This window comes from Enterobacter sp. PI-10 (assembly GCF_027947695.1).
GTDB classification, from domain to species: Bacteria; Pseudomonadota; Gammaproteobacteria; order Enterobacterales; family Enterobacteriaceae; genus Enterobacter; species Enterobacter vonholyi.
Genome location: NZ_JAJNOG010000012.1, coordinates 75,015 through 92,611 on the forward strand (window position 1 = coordinate 75,015; position 17,597 = coordinate 92,611).

The 17,597-nt window shown below is 52.9% G+C and carries 16 protein-coding genes; 8 read left to right on the plus strand and 8 right to left on the minus strand.

Translation table 11 applies throughout. From position 1 onward, the window contains the following. Positions 1-75 precede the first annotated feature (75 nt). A complete protein-coding gene (gene typA / locus LRM19_RS19925; RefSeq protein WP_008501854.1) occupies positions 76-1,899 on the minus strand; it encodes a ribosome-dependent GTPase TypA in 1,824 nt (607 codons plus the stop codon). Between the two features lie 376 nt (positions 1,900-2,275). Here typA and glnA point away from each other — a divergent pair, with 376 nt between their 5' ends. From glnA to LRM19_RS19945, 4 genes are all read left to right on the plus strand, one after another. Next, entirely contained in the window at positions 2,276-3,685 is a 1,410-nt protein-coding gene (gene glnA / locus LRM19_RS19930; protein WP_008501856.1) for a glutamate--ammonia ligase, read from the plus strand. Positions 3,686-3,855: 170 nt separating this feature from the next. Beyond that, positions 3,856-4,905: a nitrogen regulation protein NR(II) gene (glnL, locus tag LRM19_RS19935; protein WP_008501857.1), complete on the plus strand. Its 1,050-nt coding sequence runs from the start codon at positions 3,856-3,858 to the stop codon at positions 4,903-4,905. Between the two features lie 11 nt (positions 4,906-4,916). Next, complete coding sequence (gene glnG / locus LRM19_RS19940) at positions 4,917-6,329, plus strand: nitrogen regulation protein NR(I) (protein WP_008501858.1); 1,413 nt, start codon at positions 4,917-4,919, stop codon at positions 6,327-6,329. A 111-nt stretch (positions 6,330-6,440) separates the two neighbouring features. Then, on the plus strand, positions 6,441-6,551 hold the full coding sequence (locus LRM19_RS19945; protein WP_136196048.1) for a YshB family small membrane protein: 111 nt from the start codon (positions 6,441-6,443) through the stop codon (positions 6,549-6,551). Between the two features lie 100 nt (positions 6,552-6,651). Here LRM19_RS19945 and hemN read toward each other — a convergent pair whose 3' ends face one another. Both hemN and yihI read right to left on the minus strand, forming a co-directional pair. Further along, entirely contained in the window at positions 6,652-8,025 is a 1,374-nt protein-coding gene (gene hemN, locus LRM19_RS19950) for an oxygen-independent coproporphyrinogen III oxidase (protein WP_115876966.1), read from the minus strand. Between the two features lie 188 nt (positions 8,026-8,213). Further along, positions 8,214-8,729 (minus strand): Der GTPase-activating protein YihI, encoded by a 516-nt coding sequence (gene yihI / locus LRM19_RS19955; RefSeq protein WP_032644299.1) that lies wholly within the window; start codon positions 8,727-8,729, stop codon positions 8,214-8,216. A 577-nt stretch (positions 8,730-9,306) separates the two neighbouring features. Here yihI and yihA point away from each other — a divergent pair. After that, positions 9,307-9,936, plus strand: coding sequence for a ribosome biogenesis GTP-binding protein YihA/YsxC (gene yihA / locus LRM19_RS19960; RefSeq protein WP_111963937.1), 630 nt, complete (start codon positions 9,307-9,309; stop codon positions 9,934-9,936). 97 nt (positions 9,937-10,033) lie between these two features. Here yihA and LRM19_RS21250 read toward each other — a convergent pair whose 3' ends face one another. Continuing rightward, entirely contained in the window at positions 10,034-10,081 is a 48-nt protein-coding gene (locus LRM19_RS21250; RefSeq protein WP_071892919.1) for a spot 42 RNA, inhibition of DNA synthesis, read from the minus strand. A gap of 166 nt (positions 10,082-10,247) precedes the next feature. Continuing rightward, the gene (gene polA, locus LRM19_RS19965) at positions 10,248-13,040 is read right to left on the minus strand and encodes a DNA polymerase I (protein WP_271369685.1); all 2,793 of its coding nucleotides are present in this window, start codon (positions 13,038-13,040) and stop codon (positions 10,248-10,250) included. Between the two features lie 440 nt (positions 13,041-13,480). Here polA and LRM19_RS19970 point away from each other — a divergent pair, with 440 nt between their 5' ends. Beyond that, on the plus strand, positions 13,481-14,389 hold the full coding sequence (locus LRM19_RS19970) for an acyltransferase (protein ID WP_133295371.1): 909 nt from the start codon (positions 13,481-13,483) through the stop codon (positions 14,387-14,389). Positions 14,390-14,412: 23 nt separating this feature from the next. Here LRM19_RS19970 and dsbA read toward each other — a convergent pair whose 3' ends face one another. The 3 genes from dsbA to LRM19_RS19985 form a co-directional block, all read right to left on the minus strand. After that, positions 14,413-15,036, minus strand: coding sequence for a thiol:disulfide interchange protein DsbA (dsbA, locus tag LRM19_RS19975; RefSeq protein ID WP_045285687.1), 624 nt, complete (start codon positions 15,034-15,036; stop codon positions 14,413-14,415). 26 nt (positions 15,037-15,062) lie between these two features. Beyond that, complete coding sequence (locus LRM19_RS19980) at positions 15,063-16,049, minus strand: serine/threonine protein kinase (protein ID WP_271369686.1); 987 nt, start codon at positions 16,047-16,049, stop codon at positions 15,063-15,065. Positions 16,050-16,124: 75 nt separating this feature from the next. Next, complete coding sequence (locus LRM19_RS19985; protein ID WP_008501866.1) at positions 16,125-16,394, minus strand: YihD family protein; 270 nt, start codon at positions 16,392-16,394, stop codon at positions 16,125-16,127. A 68-nt stretch (positions 16,395-16,462) separates the two neighbouring features. On the opposite strand from LRM19_RS19985, the gene mobA reads away from it, so the two are divergent. Beyond that, on the plus strand, positions 16,463-17,047 hold the full coding sequence (gene mobA / locus LRM19_RS19990; protein ID WP_115876963.1) for a molybdenum cofactor guanylyltransferase MobA: 585 nt from the start codon (positions 16,463-16,465) through the stop codon (positions 17,045-17,047). Then, on the plus strand, positions 17,044-17,547 hold the full coding sequence (gene mobB, locus LRM19_RS19995) for a molybdopterin-guanine dinucleotide biosynthesis protein MobB (RefSeq protein ID WP_127732679.1): 504 nt from the start codon (positions 17,044-17,046) through the stop codon (positions 17,545-17,547). Before mobA ends, mobB begins: the two co-directional genes overlap by 4 nt. Positions 17,548-17,597 lie beyond the last annotated feature (50 nt).

The window sequence follows — 17,597 nt, forward strand, 5'->3', positions numbered from 1 at the left end:
AAAGCCGCTGAGGGATCAGCGGCTTTTTACCGGCCGGGTGGTACATGCGCTTACCCGACCTATAGATTGACCGTATTACTCTTCTTTCGCACCGCGCATTGCACGTTTACGATCGTTCTCGGTCAGGTGACGTTTACGGATACGGATAGACAGCGGAGTCACTTCTACCAGTTCGTCGTCATCGATGAATTCCAGAGCCTGCTCCAGGGTCATCTTGATCGGTGGAACCAGAACCGTTGCTTCGTCAGTACCGGACGCACGCATGTTGGTCAGTTTCTTACCGGTCAGGCAGTTTACGGTCAGGTCGTTAGAACGGCTGTGAATACCGATGATCTGGCCTTCGTAAACTTCAGCACCGTGACCCAGGAACAGCTTACCGCGATCCTGCAGACCGAACAGCGCAAACGCAACCGCTTTACCCTGACCGTTGGAGATCAGCACGCCGTTGTTACGCTGGCCCACTTCGCCCGGACGCACGTCGTCGTAGTGGCTGAAGGTGGAGTACAGCAGACCGGTACCGGAGGTCATGGTCATGAACTCAGAACGGAATCCGATCAGGCCACGGCTTGGGATCACGTAGTCGAGACGTACGCGGCCTTTGCCATCTGGATTCATGTTTTTCAGGTCGCCTTTACGCTCACCCAGCGCCTGCATCACAGAACCCTGGTGCTGCTCTTCAACGTCCAGCGTCACGTTTTCGAACGGCTCTTGTTTACGGCCGTCGATTTCGCGGAAGATAACTTTCGGACGGGAAACCGCCATTTCGAAACCTTCACGACGCATGTTTTCGATCAGAACAGACAGGTGCAGCTCACCACGACCAGAAACGCGGAATGCATCAGCATCTTCGGTTTCTTCAACGCGCAGCGCAACGTTGTGCACCAGCTCTTTGTTCAGGCGGTCAAGGATCTGACGAGAGGTAACGAACTTACCTTCTTTACCACAGAACGGAGAGGTGTTGACGTTGAAGAACATGGTAACGGTTGGTTCATCAACAGACAGGGCTGGCAGCGCTTCCACGTTCTGCGGGTCGCAGATGGTGTCAGAGATGTTCAGCTCGCCCAGACCGGTGATAGCGATGATGTCGCCCGCTTCAGCCAGATCGCTGTCGATACGCTCCAGACCCAGGTGAGTCAGCACTTTGCCAACTTTACCGTTACGGGTTTTGCCTTCGCTATCGATGATAGTAACCTGCTGGTTTGGCTTCACTTTACCGCGTTTGATACGACCGATACCGATGACGCCAACGTAGTTGTTGTAGTCCAGCTGGGAGATCTGCATCTGCAGTGGACCATCCAGATCAACATCCGGTGCCGGTACGTGATCGACAATCGCCTGATACAGCGGGGTCATGTCTTCCGCCATATCTTCGTGGTCCAGACCCGCGATACCATTCAGCGCCGAAGCGTAAATGATAGGGAAGTCCAGCTGTTCGTCGGTCGCGTCGAGGTTAACGAACAGGTCGAATACCTGATCAACAACCCAGTCAGGACGTGCGCCAGGACGGTCAACCTTGTTGATAACAACAATTGGTTTCAGGCCATGGGCAAATGCTTTTTTGGTCACGAAGCGCGTTTGCGGCATTGGGCCGTCAAATGCGTCAACCACCAGCAGCACGGAATCCACCATGGACATCACGCGCTCAACTTCACCACCGAAGTCGGCGTGCCCTGGGGTATCAACGATGTTGATACGGTAGTCATTCCATTTAATCGCGGTGTTTTTCGCGAGGATGGTAATCCCACGCTCTTTCTCCAAATCGTTGGAGTCCATCACACGCTCTTGAGTTTCGGCACGCGCATCAAACGTACCGGATTGCTGCAGCAGCTTATCAACCAGGGTAGTTTTACCATGGTCAACGTGCGCGATGATGGCGATGTTACGCAAATTTTCGATCACAACTTTGCCTCAGGCATTAGAAATAGCGCGTTATTGTACACGGATTAATCGCACTACAAAACAGGATCACAAACATCCTCCGCAAACAAGTATTGCAGAGATGCTTTGTGATCGCTTTCACGGAGCGAAAAAGGGCACTTTAACGTAAATTGCACCAATATGGTGCTCAATGTTCACATTGAAGCACTATACTGGTGCAACAAATCCATCGTGGTGCAGCCCTTTTGCACTATGGTGCGCATGATAACGCCTTTTTGGGGTGATTTAAAAGTTGGCACAGATTTCGCTTTATAAAAATTACATGGCAACAGCCAGTACAAACAGAAACTGAAGACCTCGTTACCACGACGACAATGACCAATCTGGAGAGTTAAGTATGTCCGCTGAACACGTTTTGACGATGCTGAACGAACATGAAGTGAAGTTTGTTGATCTCCGCTTCACCGACACCAAAGGTAAAGAACAGCACGTCACAATCCCTGCTCATCAGGTGAACGCCGAATTCTTTGAAGAAGGCAAAATGTTTGACGGCTCCTCCATTGGTGGCTGGAAAGGCATTAACGAATCCGACATGGTTCTGATGCCAGATGCAACCACTGCGGTCATTGATCCGTTCTTCGAAGAACCAACCCTGATCATCCGTTGCGACATCCTCGAGCCAGGCACGCTGCAGGGCTACGACCGCGACCCACGTTCTATCGCGAAACGCGCTGAAGAGTACCTGCGTTCTACCGGCATCGCAGACACCGTTCTGTTCGGGCCAGAGCCAGAATTCTTCCTGTTCGATGACATCCGTTTCGGTGCTTCTATCTCTGGCTCCCACGTTGCTATCGACGACATCGAAGGTGCATGGAACTCCTCCACCAAATATGAAGGTGGTAACAAAGGTCACCGTCCTGGCGTTAAAGGTGGTTACTTCCCGGTTCCTCCGGTCGATTCTGCACAGGACATTCGTTCCACCATGTGTCTGGTGATGGAAGAGATGGGCCTGGTTGTTGAAGCTCACCACCACGAAGTGGCGACTGCTGGTCAGAACGAAGTGGCAACCCGCTTCAACACCATGACCAAAAAAGCGGACGAAATTCAGATCTACAAATACGTTGTGCACAACGTTGCGCACCGTTTCGGTAAAACCGCGACCTTCATGCCAAAACCAATGTTTGGCGATAACGGTTCCGGTATGCACTGCCACATGTCTCTGTCCAAGAACGGTACCAACCTGTTCTCTGGCGACAAATATGCTGGCCTGTCCGAGCAGGCGCTGTACTACATCGGCGGCGTAATCAAACACGCTAAAGCGATCAACGCCCTGGCGAACCCAACCACCAACTCCTACAAGCGTCTGGTCCCGGGCTACGAAGCGCCAGTGATGCTGGCCTACTCTGCACGTAACCGTTCTGCTTCTATCCGTATCCCGGTGGTGGCGTCTCCTAAAGCGCGTCGTATCGAAGTACGCTTCCCGGATCCAGCGGCTAACCCATACCTGTGCTTCGCAGCACTGCTGATGGCAGGTCTGGACGGTATCAAGAACAAGATCCACCCGGGCGAAGCGATGGACAAAAACCTGTACGACCTGCCGCCAGAAGAAGCGAAAGAGATCCCACAGGTTGCTGGCTCTCTGGAAGAAGCCCTGCAGGCGCTGGACGCAGACCGCGAGTTCCTGACTGCAGGTGGCGTATTCACTGACGACGCTATCGATGCCTACATCGCCCTGCGCACTGAAGAGAACGACCGCGTGCGCATGACTCCGCATCCGGTTGAGTTCGAACTGTACTACAGCGTTTAATTAAGTTGTTTTACCCGGCGTGACAAGCGCCGGGAGTAGTTGCCGTGGAAACTTTTAGCCCATCTCCGGATGGGCTTTTTTCTCCACCAACAATCTGATCTCACGCGCTTTTTACGCCGAAAACGCTATACTGCACTAAATTAGTGCAAACGACTCCAGGAGACTGCTGAATGGCAACTGGCACGCTGCCCGATGCTGGGCAGATCCTCAATTCTTTGATTAACAGCATTTTGCTGGTCGATGACGAGCTGGCCGTTCATTACGCCAACCCGGCGGCACAGCAGCTGCTTGCCCAAAGCGCACGTAAACTATTCGGTACCCCGCTTCCGGAACTCCTGAGCTATTTTTCGCTGAATATTGGCCTGATGCAGGAAAGCTTACAGGCAGGCCAGGGTTTCACCGATAACGAAGTGACGCTGGTGATCGACGGGCGCTCGCACATTCTGTCGCTAACCGCGCAACGTCTTCCCGAAGGCCTGATCCTGCTGGAAATGGCGCCGATGGATAATCAGCGTCGACTGAGCCAGGAGCAGCTTCAGCATGCGCAGCAGATTGCAGCCCGTGACCTCGTGCGCGGTCTGGCGCATGAAATCAAAAACCCGCTGGGTGGGTTACGCGGCGCGGCGCAGCTTCTGACCAAGGCGCTGCCTGACCCTGCGCTGGCGGAATATACCAACGTCATCATTGAGCAGGCGGACCGTCTGCGGAATCTGGTAGACCGTCTTCTCGGTCCGCAGCAGCCGGGAATGCACGTCACTGAAAGCATCCATAAAGTGGCTGAGCGGGTGGTGAAGCTCGTCTCAATGGAGCTGCCGGAGAACGTCACGCTGGTACGTGATTACGACCCAAGCCTGCCGGAACTGGCCCATGACCCGGATCAGATTGAGCAGGTCCTGTTGAATATTGTGCGTAATGCTCTGCAGGCGCTGGGACCTGAAGGCGGCGAGATTATTTTACGCACCCGCACCGCCTTCCAGCTCACGTTACACGGCGTGCGCTACCGGCTTGCGGCCCGAATCGACGTTGAGGATAACGGGCCCGGCATTCCATCGCATCTGCAGGACACCCTGTTCTACCCGATGGTCAGCGGCCGTGAAGGCGGAACCGGCCTGGGCTTATCCATTGCCCGCAGTTTGATCGACCAACACTCCGGGAAAATTGAATTTACCAGTTGGCCGGGACATACCGAGTTTTCGGTTTTCCTGCCGATTAAAAAATAAAGGTGACGTTTATGCAACGAGGGATAGTCTGGGTAGTCGATGACGATAGCTCCATCCGTTGGGTGCTTGAACGCGCGCTCACAGGGGCAGGATTAAGCTGCACGACGTTTGAGAGCGGCAGCGAAGTGCTCGACGCACTCACCACTAAAACGCCCGATGTTCTGCTGTCGGATATCCGTATGCCGGGCATGGACGGGCTGGCGCTGTTAAAGCAGATCAAACAACGCCACCCTATGCTACCGGTCATCATAATGACCGCGCACTCCGATCTGGATGCCGCAGTGAGCGCCTATCAGCAAGGGGCGTTCGATTACCTGCCCAAACCGTTTGATATCGACGAAGCGGTGGCGCTGGTTGAGCGCGCGATTAGCCATTATCAGGAGCAGCAACAGCCACGCCACGCGCCCGATTTTGGGCCAACCACCGACATCATTGGCGAAGCGCCGGCGATGCAGGACGTGTTTCGCATTATTGGCCGTCTGTCCCGCTCGTCCATCAGCGTCTTGATTAACGGCGAATCGGGCACCGGTAAAGAGCTTGTGGCGCATGCACTGCATCGCCATAGCCCGCGGGCAAAAGCCCCGTTCATCGCCCTGAATATGGCGGCGATCCCGAAGGATTTAATTGAGTCCGAACTGTTCGGCCATGAAAAAGGGGCATTTACCGGCGCAAATACCATTCGCCAGGGGCGCTTCGAACAGGCTGACGGCGGCACGCTGTTCCTGGATGAAATTGGTGATATGCCGCTGGACGTTCAGACCCGCCTGCTGCGCGTGCTGGCCGACGGGCAGTTTTATCGCGTGGGCGGCTATGCGCCGGTGAAAGTGGACGTGCGTATTATCGCCGCGACCCACCAGAACCTGGAGCAACGCGTGCAGGAAGGCAAATTCCGTGAGGATTTATTCCACCGTCTTAACGTCATCCGCGTTCATCTGCCGCCGCTGCGTGAACGTCGGGAAGATATTCCCCGCCTGGCGCGTCATTTTCTGCAGGTGGCTGCCCGCGAGCTGGGCGTGGAAGCCAAGCAGCTTCACCCGGAAACCGATGCCGCTCTGACGCGTCTGGCGTGGCCGGGCAACGTGCGTCAGCTGGAAAACACCTGCCGCTGGTTAACCGTGATGGCTGCCGGTCAGGAAGTGCTGATTCAGGATTTACCGGCCGAACTGTTTGAGGCGACCGCGCCGGAAAGCAGTAGCGGACACGCGCTGCCGGACAGCTGGGCGACGCTGCTGGCGCAGTGGGCCGACCGCGCGCTGCGTTCCGGTCATCAAAACCTGCTGTCTGAGGCTCAGCCTGAGATGGAGCGTACGCTGTTGACCACCGCGCTTCGTCATACGCAGGGTCACAAGCAGGAAGCCGCTCGCCTGTTGGGATGGGGTCGCAATACCCTGACGCGCAAGCTGAAAGAGCTGGGAATGGAATGATCTCACGCCGCTGTGTAAAGGTTATTAATTGAACGCAAATCGTCGTTATTTTGCGCTTTACTGTTCCGATGAGTTTTGTATGATCGTGCCCGGAAATTGGGGGTGAACATCATGCTGGAAACATTCGTGAATATGCTCTCTAGCGGAGCCGCTGAAAGCCACACGCCACAAACAGCCGTTGCGGCTATGTTGTGCGCGGCGCTGGTTGGGCTGTTTAGCTAGCGAGTTGGCGATGAAAAGCCGGGTGACGCTTCGCTTACCAGGCCTACATTTCGCACTTTTGTAGGCCGGGTAAGGCGAAGCCGCCACCCGGCATTACAGTTTAAATCACTCGCGAGAACTGCTGCATTCGCGCTTTCTGACGCAGATACGCGTCAAAGCACATGCAGATATTACGGATCAACAGACGCCCTTTCGGGGTGACCTCTATCGCTCTCTCCGACACATCCACCAGCCCGTCTTTCGCCAGCGGCGCCAGCAGCTTCAGATCTTCCGCGAAATAATCGCTGAAGTTCAGTTCCCACTGCGCTTCCACATCGCTGAAATCGAGACGGAAGTTGCAGATAAGCGCCTTAATCACATCGCGACGGATACAGTCATCACGCGTTAACGCAATGCCGCGCCACAGCGCGTTGCCAGTCTCATCAACCTGCTGGTAATACAGCTTCAGCTCTTTCTGGTTCTGCGCGTAGCAGTCGCCAATCATGCTAATGGCGGAGACACCCATTCCCAGTAAATCGGTATCGCCCTGGGTCGTGTATCCCTGGAAGTTACGGTGCAGGACCCCTTCGCGCTGAGCAACGGCCAGCTCGTCATCCGGGCGGGCAAAGTGATCCATGCCGATAAACTGATAGCCGGTGTCGGTCAGCGAGGTGATGGTTTCCTGCAGGATATCCAGCTTCTGCTGGGCAGAAGGAAGATCGGCATCTTTGATTTTGCGCTGGGCGGCAAAGAGCGTTGGCAGATGCGCATAGTTAAAGACGCTCAGGCGGTCCGGGTTAAGTTCAGCCACGCGCTTCAGCGTGAAGGCGAAGCTTTCCGGCGTTTGCTTTGGCAGGCCGTAAATCAGGTCAATATTGGTCGAGGTGAAACCAATCTCACGCGCGTGATTGAGTAAGGCAAAGATAAATTCTTCGTCCTGCTCGCGGTTCACCAGACGCTGAACCTCTTTATTGAAATCCTGTACGCCCATGCTCAGACGGTTGAATCCTTCTGCGCGTAAATGATCCAGGACATCCAGCTGAATTTCACGCGGATCGACTTCGATCGAGATCTCAGCGTCAGCATTAAAACTGAAATTGCCGCGCAGAAGCGCCATCAGGCGGCTTATTTGCGCTTTGTTCAGATAGGTTGGCGTACCGCCGCCCCAGTGAAGCTGGCTCACGTGACGGCCTTTAAACAGCGGCGCGCGATGCACAATTTCCTGTTCGAGCGCATCAAGATACTGGTCGGCTTTATGCTGCTGGCGGGTCACGATTTTATTGCAGCCGCAGAAGTAGCAAAGCTTGTGGCAGAACGGAATATGGACGTAGAGCGACAGCGGACGCTCAGGATAGCGCGCGACAGCCTGCTGGAAATCACGCTCTCCGAAGGCATCGGAGAACTCCAGCGCGGTGGGGTATGACGTATAACGCGGCCCGGAATAGTTATATTTCTGGATTAGGGCCAAATCCCAGTCGATAGTTGATGCTGACATGCTCACTCCTTCCGTTGGTGTCGCGTTCGTATACGGCGGCCCGTTCTGACCCCATTGCGGGCCATCATTCGGGTGCGCAGCCACTTCTGTCGCCGCGACAACCGCCGTAGTTTAACGAATAACCACACCAGATAACATATAACCGGAAGGGTTATAAGCAGGACTATCGTGCCTGCCGGGTGCAAATGTTAGTTTCCACCCTTCAGAAGACGCATCATATCTTCCTGCTTCTCGTCTTCTTCTTCATCTTCGTCATCGTCGTATGACAGGCCCAGCTTCTGCATCAGTTCATCAATACGATCCAGTTTGGCATCCACCCATGACTGCTCTTCAGCGGTCAGGGTTTCACCCTCTTCAAGACGTTCCAGCAGCGCGTCCAGGCGCTCATCGTTCTCCAGCAAATCCAGCTCAGCCTGCGGTGAAAGCATAGGTTTCTCGCTCTTTGGTTTGTGCTGCTTAGTGACCGGGGTGTCTGTCACGCCCAGTGGAATGGGAGTTTTACTACCGATACGAGGATCTTTCTGCTGCTTGCCTTTTGCAGAAGCGCCCGCTGCACCACCACCGTTGGCACGGCTACCCGCAGCATGACCGCGATGTTTTTTGTCGCGTTTGCGGTCGCGCGCTTCCTGGTTCAGTTCTTCGCGCGTTTTGCGGCGTGCTTTTGCAGGGCGTTTCGCGCCCGCAGCGGAGGTTGGTTTTTTCATGATGTTTTATCTTTAAGTCGTTTTCTTCAGTATAGAATTGCGGCGAAATCTAGCAGAAAGCAAGCAAAGAAAAAAGGCGACAGAGCAATCTGTCGCCTTTTTTCCTGACTCACAACCCTTAGCGGGTCAGACATTCCATGTTTGCCAACAACAAACCCTGTTTATCCCTTGGCTAATACCGTCCGTGATACGGTTCCATTTCCTTTTAAAACGCCTCCAGGCGCTGGTCGTCCTGACAATCCTGCGTCTTCGCCTCCTGGCGCTCCTGACCCTAATCCTTAAGTCGATTTCCTGTTGGCTTCCTCGCCCTGACGCACACTTTACCTTGTTCCGTTAAACTAACAAGCAACGAAACGGCATAAAAAGAGATTTTCAGACAATTACCCGAAAATAAGCTTATGATTTAAAACAGTTTGCATTTTTTAACGCCTGCGAATTCTCTGAAATCTCCCATAGTCTCACTGGGCGATCTCTCACACCGGTGGGGGCATTCGCCTACACGGCATAGTAATCAGAAAAGCCTTTTGCCTGCATTCGGGTATAATCCCCCTCAGATTACGATTTTGGAGACGACCACGTGACTACCTGGAACTACCAACAGACGCATTTTGTCACCAGTGCGCCCGATATTCGCCACCTGCCTTCTGATACCGGTATTGAAGTGGCCTTTGCTGGCCGCTCCAATGCGGGGAAATCCAGCGCCCTGAATACGCTGACCAATCAGAAGAGCCTGGCGCGTACCTCAAAAACACCTGGCCGTACCCAGCTGATCAACCTGTTTGAAGTCGCAGAGGGCAAACGCCTGGTCGACTTACCGGGCTACGGTTACGCGCAGGTACCGGAAGAGATGAAAATCAAGTGGCAGCGTGCGCTGGGTGAATACCTGGAAAAACGTCTGTGCCTGAAAGGTCTGGTGGTGCTGATGGATATTCGTCACCCGCTAAAAGATCTCGATCAGCAGATGATCGACTGGGCTGTAGCAAGCGATATCGCCGTACTGGTGCTGCTGACGAAAGCCGATAAGCTGGCGAGCGGCGCGCGTAAAGCGCAGGTGAATATGGTTCGCGAAGCGGTGCTGGCGTTCAACGGTGATGTGCAGGTTGAGCCGTTCTCCTCGCTGAAAAAGCAGGGCGTGGACAAGTTGCGTCAGAAACTCGATACCTGGTTTAGCGAGCTGGAACCCGCGAAGGAAGCGGAAGAAGAGTAATACCGGGCGCGGCAATGGCCGCGCTTTTTTTGCCTGAACATTTCTTTGCCGCAATAAAAAACGCCCCAGTCATTACTGACTGGGGCGGCTAAAATATTCAGCCAAATCCGATTACGTGAAGTAAAAGGTCTGAAAGATAGAACATCTTACCTCTGTACCCTACGCCGATAACTCTACCCCTTTTTGTGCTGCAGAAAAAGCACTTTTTGTAGTTTTTTTTCATTCTTTACATAGGGAATTCTAATGATCGTCACAAAACGCGCGTTCTAATGTTGCAAACTTACATAAATAGCGCGTTATGCGAAGAATCGTTAGTGAGCCTGATCCCAGTTTTCACCACTTCCCACTTCCACCAGCAACGGCACATCAAGCGTCATGCTGCTTTCCATCAGTTCGTGGATCTTCTTCGACACGGCGTCGAGGTCATCCTTGTGCACTTCAAATACCAGTTCATCGTGTACCTGCATAATCATTTTCACGCGAGGTTTCTCTTCTTGCAGCCAGGCATCAACAGCGATCATTGCACGCTTAATAATGTCCGCCGCGGTACCCTGCATCGGGGCGTTGATCGCCGCACGCTCTGCGCCAGCGCGGCGCGCCGCGTTGCTGGATTTGATGTCCGGTAGGTAGAGACGGCGGCCATCCAGGGTTTCGACGTAACCTTTTTCCTTCGCCTGCGCGCGTGTGCGTTCCATATATTCCAGCACGCCCGGATAACGCTCGAAGTAGAGATCCATATACTTCTGCGACTCTTTACGCGGAATGTTGAGCTGGCGTGAAAGGCCGAACGCGCTCATGCCGTAGATCAGACCGAAGTTGATCGCCTTAGCACTGCGGCGCTGTTCGTTGGTCACGCTGTCCAGCGGCAAGCCGAAGACTTCCGCCGCGGTTGCCCGGTGGATATCCTTCCCTTCGGCAAACGCGGTAAGCAGGCCTTTGTCACGGGACAGATGCGCCATAATGCGCAGTTCGATTTGCGAGTAGTCAGCAGAGACAATCAGATAATCCTCTGGTGCGATGAAAGCCTGGCGAATACGACGGCCCTCTTCGTTACGTACCGGGATGTTCTGCAGGTTGGGATCGGTTGACGAGAGACGACCGGTCGCCGCAACAGCCTGATGATACGACGTGTGCACGCGACCCGTTTTCGGGTTGATCATAAGCGGAAGCTTGTCGGTGTAGGTCGACTTCAGCTTCGCGAGACCACGGTACTGCAGAATCACTTTTGGCAGCGGGTAATCCAGCGCCAGCTCTTCCAGCACCTCTTCAGAGGTTGATGGTGCGCCGCCAGGGGTTTTCTTCAGCGGCTTGATGCCCTGCTTTTCAAACAGAATGGTTTGCAGCTGCTTCGGTGAAGAGAGGTTAAACGGCTCGCCTGCAAGCTCATGCGCTTTTTGCTCAAGCTCGGTCAGGCGCTGCGCCAGCTCCCCGGAGTGGTTATGCAGCACCGTTGGGTCGATTTTCACGCCGTTGCGTTCAATGCGGGATAGCACGGGCACCAGCGGCATCTCGATATGCTGGAACACGTTCAGCGGACCTTCGTGCTTCTGCAGTTTTGGCCACATCTTCAGATGCAGCTGCAGCGTGACGTCAGCATCTTCCGCCGCGTAGCGACCCGCCTCTTCAAGAGCAATCTGGTTAAAGGTGAGCTGATTTTTCCCTTTTCCGGCAATCTCTTCGAAGGTAATCGTTTTGTGCTTAAGCCAGCGGTCAGATAAGGAATCCATATCATGGCGGCCCGCGACGCTGTCCAGAATGTAGGATTCAAGCATGGTGTCGAAGGCGATCCCACGCAGTTCAATGCCGTAGTTTTGCAGAATGCCGCGGTCGTACTTGAGGTTTTGCCCAACCTTGAGCGCCTTTTCGTCTTCCAGGATCGGCTTCAGCAGCTCAAGCACGCGTTCACGGGAGAGCTGCTCCGGCGCATCCAGGTAATCGTGCGCCACAGGAACGTAGGCTGCAATACCCGGCGCTGTCGCAAATGACAGGCCAACCATATTGGCTGAGATGTTATCGAGACTGTCAGTTTCGGTATCAAAGGCAAAGACCGGCGCCTTTTTCAGCTTCTCGATCCAGGCGATCAGCTGTGACTCTTCAAGAATGGTTTCGTAGTTGTCGAATGAAAGCGCCACGGCTTCTTCTTCAGCCTGATCTTCTGCTTCAACAACAATCGTCTCCTTCGGCTTTGCAGCAGGTTTGGCCCCTTTTGCCTGTAGCCATTTACCGGCTTCCACGTCGGTGATCCAGCGCTTGAATTCGTATTTCTTAAACAGGCTCAGCAGATCGTCAGCAGAAGGCTGTTGCACCTCAAGCTGCTCACAGCCCAGCTCCAGTTCGACATCGGTTTTGATTGTAGCCAGCTTATAGGAGAGATAAGCCACCTCTTTGTTCTCTTCCAGTTTTCCGGCCATGGTTTTTGCGCCACGGAAGGAGAGCCCGGCGATTTTGTCTGATTCCGCGTAGAGCGTATCCAGCCCGCCCAGCCCCTGAAGCAGAGCCTGCGCGGTTTTCTCACCAACGCCAGGGACACCCGGGATGTTATCCGAGGAGTCGCCCATCAACGCAAGGAAGTCGATAATCAGCTCAGGCGGCACGCCATACTTAGTGACAACCTCTTCAGGCCCCAGAATGGTATTGGTCATGGTATTAATCAGGGTGATACCTGGCGTCACCAGCTGCGCCATATCTTTATCACCGGTGCTGATCAGTACAGGACGACCCATCTTTTCTGCTTCACGCGCCAGCGTACCGATGACGTCATCGGCTTCAACGCCAGAGACGGCCAGCAGCGGCAGCCCCATCGCTCTTACCATGGTGTGCAGCGGTTCAATCTGCGCGCGCAGATCGTCAGGCATTGGCGGACGGTGAGATTTGTAATGCTCAAACAGCTCATCGCGGAACGTTTTGCCTTTCGCATCAAAGACCACAGCCGCATGGGTTGGCTGGTACTGAAGGATCAGGCTGCGCAGCATGTTCAGCACGCCGTACATTGCGCCGGTGGGTTCCCCTGCGCTATTGGTCAGAGGAGGAAACGCATGGTATGCCCGATACAGGTAAGAAGAGCCATCGACGAGAATAAGAGGGTTTTCTGGGATCTGAACCATAATGTCCGTGCCTTTAATCAATTTATGGGTAAAGGATGCCACAGAAGGATGAAAACATCAGTTATTAGCGCCTGATACAGGAAAAGATTTTGCGATCGTGAGGATCGCTCGCAAAATTCAAACTGTGGATAAGTTTGTGCATATTTTCACTTCATATGAATAACAGACACAAAATACACATATGACTTATTTTTTAGCTCTTAATTATCATGCTGTTATGGCATTAGATCTTATCTATATGGCCAACTGATGGCAATTTAGTCTATGTGGATATAAGCCTTGATAAGCGCGGAATCACAGTGAAATCGTCTACGACAGGGTAAAAGCGGTCAAATCATCACATGAAAGCGCCATTAATTTGTCCGTTTTCTGGTAAAATCAGCGCCCAGCGTCGAATAGCTGGCCGCTAACTTAAAGCTAACTACCTGAAAAAGCTCATCATGTCGAGATTGCTCGCTGCAATAACATTACTGTTAAGCATCATTTTAACTATTCTGGTGACTGTCGCATGTTCTGTGCCGATCATCGTAGCCGGGATCATTAAACTGCTGCTGCCTGTCCCCATGGTGTGGCGAGCCGTGTCCGCATTTTGTAATTTCATGATGTACTGCTGGTGCGAAGGGCTGGCGATCCTGCTGTGCCTGAACCCGCATCTGAAGTGGGATATCAAAGGGCTGGAGAGTCTTAACAAGAAAAACTGGTATCTGCTGATCTGCAATCATCACAGCTGGGCGGACATCGTGGTGTTATGCGTGCTTTTTCGCAAACACATCCCGATGAACAAATATTTTCTGAAACAGCAGCTCGCCTGGGTACCTTTTATTGGGCTGGCCTGCTGGGCGCTAGATATGCCGTTTATGAAACGCTATTCGCGCAGCTATTTGATTCGTCATCCCGAGCGTCGCGGCAAAGATGTGGAGACCACGCGCCGTTCCTGCGAAAAGTTTCGCGCGCATCCAACGACTATCGTGAACTTTGTTGAAGGTTCCCGGTTTACGGAAGAGAAGCGCCAGCAAACTCGCTCTCCTTATCAGCATCTGTTGCCGCCAAAGGCAGCGGGGATTGCGATGGCGCTTAACGTGCTGGGAGCACAGTTCGATAAACTTCTTAACGTCACGCTCTGCTATCCGGAAAACGACAGGACGCCATTCTTTGACATGCTCAGCGGCAAACTGACGCGCATTGTCGTGCATGTCGACCTGGTTCCGATTGACGCTGAACTGCACGGTGATTACGTTAACGACAAGAATTTCAAACGTCGTTTCCAGCAGTGGCTTAATACGCTTTGGAAAGAGAAAGACGAACAGATAGGCAAGATTAAATCTTCATACAAAAACGCCGGTCAGTGACCGGCGTTTTTACATCAGTGAAATTACTTCTTCTCAACCAGGTATTTCACGGTATCAGCATACTGCTGTACGAAGATATCCATGCTGCTGGTGTCCATGCCCTGCATGTTCAGCTGATATTTGCCGTTAACAAACATCGCCGGAACGCCCTGAAGCTGGAGGTCAGCAGCCGCTTTTTCCTGCTGGGCAACCAGTGATTTCACCACGAAGCTGTTCCATGCGGCATCATACTCTTCACCTTTCACGCCGGCATCAACGAACACTTTACGGATATCCGCAGTGGTCTGAACGGTCTGTGTTTTCTGTACGGCTTCAAACATTGGCGAAGTGATCTTATCTTCCACGCCCAGTGCCATCGCCACCGCCCATGCCTGAGTCAGGTCTTTACCCAATGGGCCCAGGAACTCGACGTGGTACTTGGTCATTTTTGTGCCTTCCGGCAGCTTTTTCTTCACGTTGTCAGAAACATGCAGCACCTGCTCGAACTGATAGCAGTGTGGGCAATAGAACGAGAAGAACTCCAGAACCTGTGGCTCGCCAGCGACCGGCTTGTCCAGCGTGATGTACTGTTTGCCGTCGGTAAACTGCGCAGCAGAAGCGCTAAATGCCAGAATCATACCTGCCAGCGCCAGCCAAATTTTTTTCATGATTAACTCTCTCCTGGGTGTGTCCATTAATACATCGGCGTTAATTGCAGAGGGGGCTCCTGAAGAACCTTAACCTGCTCAGTAAATGTAGATATCTGGCTACGCCAGTAATCCTCTCCGGTAAGCCACGGGAAATTGCGAGGAAATGCCGGATCGTCCCAACGCCTGATTAACCATGCGAGATAATAAACAAAACGCATCGCACGTAAAGGCTCAATCAGGGCAATTTCGTCTGAATTAAACGGGCTAAATTCTTCATAAGCTTCAATAATGGTTTCAAGCTGCATGCGCTGCTCGGCTTTATCGCCATTGAGCAGCATCCACAGGTCCTGAACCGCTGCCCCCATGCGCGCATCGTCGAGATCGACAAAGAGCGGGCCGTCACGCCAGAGAATATTCCCGGCGTGACAATCGCCATGCAGGCGCAGGACGGAAATATCATCGCGCCAGCAGGTTTTCACTGCAGCAATAAGCTTATCGGTGGCGTTGAGGAAATCATCCTTTAGCGCTGCGGGGATCATTGCAGACGTTTCGAATACTTGGCGCGGTTCAAGAAGGTATTCCTGAATCCCGATAGTCGGGCGGGCAATAAAGGCTTTTTTGCGTCCCGTCTGGTGTATACGCCCAAGATAGCGGGCAACCCACTCCATCTGATCGATATTATCCGCTTCAAACTGGCGCCCCCCCAGGCTCGGGAATACAGCGTAGTAAAACCCTTCGTGCATGAGGAGCGTTTGGTTATTGAATTTCAGCGGTGCGGCAACGGGAACATCGTCATCCAGCAGATCGTGAGCAAACTGATGCTCTTCCTGAATTTGTTCTGCGGACCAGCGTTCAGGACGATAGAATTTTACGATGTAGCGCTGACGATCCTCGTCCTGAAATTGATAGACGCGGTTTTCGTAGCTGTTTAAAGGTGTTAGCCCGGAATCCACCCGAATACCCTGTTCAAACAGGGCATCCATAATGGTGTCCGGGTGTAATGTCTGGAAAGTAAAAGCCTGGTCGTTCATCCGATCATCCGGAAATTATACGAATGATTCAGGATATCATCTTGTGGCGATTTCGGTGCCGCCGCTTACAAGCTTTTACTCTTTAATTACGCCTCGTGCGCGCAATAATGCGGTCTTAAAATCTTCCTCATAATCTTTCTGAATACCAGGAATAACAGCATCTTTGGCAGAGTCGCGCATTTTAAGGTGGTAGATCAGGATGTCGTCAGAAAGGTCAGCCAGATCGCCGTCAAAACCTGACTCTTTCGCCAGTTTCTGTAAAAATTGCATCAGATTTAGCTCTGGCTCTTTTTGCCAGGCGGGCTGTAGGAGTTCAATAACTTCATTCAGACGTTTACATTTCATGGTGGTGCTCCTTTCATTTAGAGTGACACGTTAGCAGGGTCAATCCCACAATAAAAGAGGCGATATTCGTGAATCTTAGCCAGGAAATCATCGGGGTCGTTCTGGCAGGCGGCAGAGCAACGCGAATGGGCGGAAAAGATAAGGGGCTTCAGCTTCTTAATGGAAAACCCTTATGGCAGCATGTCGCCGATACGCTCTCAGGCCAGGTGTCGACAATGGCCATCAGCGCTAACCGGCATATCGACACTTACCGAAGCAGCGGGTACGCCGTCTACCAGGATATCGTTGAGGATTACCCAGGACCGCTGGCCGGTATGCTTTCGGTCATACAACAGTCTCAAGGAGAGTGGTTTATCTTCTGCCCCTGCGATACCCCGTTTATTCCGTCCTGTCTTGCCGAGCGTTTATTACAGCTTCGCAGTACAGCTCCAGTGGTTTGGGTACATGACGGCGAGCGTGACCATCCTGCTATCGCATTAATGCACAGATCGCTAGCTCCTGCTCTGCAGAGCTATCTGGCTGGGGGAGAGCGCAGGGTAATGGTCTTCATGCGTGAGTCTGGCGGCCATTCCGTTGATTTTAGCGATGTGAAATCAGCGTTTGTGAATGTGAATACGCATGAAGATTTGCAGATGATGCAGGAGAAAAAATGATACCTGTTGTAGCCATATCCGCCTGGAGTGGAACCGGGAAAACCACGCTGCTGAAAAAGCTCATTCCTGCGCTGTGTACCAGAGGTATCCGTCCAGGATTGATTAAGCATACCCACCATAATATGGATGTCGATAAACCGGGAAAAGACAGCTTTGAGCTGCGTAAAGCGGGTGCAGCGCAAACGATGGTGGCAAGTTCTCAACGCTGGGCGTTAATGACAGAAACGCCGGACGAGGCGCCGCTGGATCTCGCTTATCTTGTCAGTCGGATGGATCACTCCACCCTGGATCTGGTGCTGATTGAGGGATTTAAGCATGAGGCCGTGCCTAAGATCCTGCTATTCAGAAGCGATGCCGGGCATGATTTTAGTGAGTTAACGCTGGATGAGCATGTGATTGCGGTGGCAAGTGATGTTGTATTGCCACTTGAAGTTCCGGTACTGGATTTAAATGATGTGGATGGGATTGCGGAGTTTATTATGGAGTGGAGTGCGATCTGACGACTTGCCGGGTAGCGGCTTCGCCTTATCCGGCCTACCATTTTTTGACT

Bases quoted from the DNA above. Each gene is read 5' to 3' on its own strand.
- glnA (WP_008501856.1), top strand. From the start codon at position 2,276: ATGTCCGCTGAACACGTTTTGACGATGCTGAACGAACATGAAGTGAAG.
- glnL (WP_008501857.1), top strand. From the start codon at position 3,856: ATGGCAACTGGCACGCTGCCCGATGCTGGGCAGATCCTCAATTCTTTG.
- glnG (WP_008501858.1), top strand. From the start codon at position 4,917: ATGCAACGAGGGATAGTCTGGGTAGTCGATGACGATAGCTCCATCCGT.
- LRM19_RS19945 (WP_136196048.1), top strand. From the start codon at position 6,441: ATGCTGGAAACATTCGTGAATATGCTCTCTAGCGGAGCCGCTGAAAGC.
- hemN (WP_115876966.1), bottom strand. From the start codon at position 8,025: ATGTCAGCATCAACTATCGACTGGGATTTGGCCCTAATCCAGAAATAT.
- yihI (WP_032644299.1), bottom strand. From the start codon at position 8,729: ATGAAAAAACCAACCTCCGCTGCGGGCGCGAAACGCCCTGCAAAAGCA.
- polA (WP_271369685.1), bottom strand. From the start codon at position 13,040: ATGGTTCAGATCCCAGAAAACCCTCTTATTCTCGTCGATGGCTCTTCT.
- LRM19_RS19970 (WP_133295371.1), top strand. From the start codon at position 13,481: ATGTCGAGATTGCTCGCTGCAATAACATTACTGTTAAGCATCATTTTA.
- dsbA (WP_045285687.1), bottom strand. From the start codon at position 15,036: ATGAAAAAAATTTGGCTGGCGCTGGCAGGTATGATTCTGGCATTTAGC.
- LRM19_RS19980 (WP_271369686.1), bottom strand. From the start codon at position 16,049: ATGAACGACCAGGCTTTTACTTTCCAGACATTACACCCGGACACCATT.
- LRM19_RS19985 (WP_008501866.1), bottom strand. From the start codon at position 16,394: ATGAAATGTAAACGTCTGAATGAAGTTATTGAACTCCTACAGCCCGCC.
- mobB (WP_127732679.1), top strand. From the start codon at position 17,044: ATGATACCTGTTGTAGCCATATCCGCCTGGAGTGGAACCGGGAAAACC.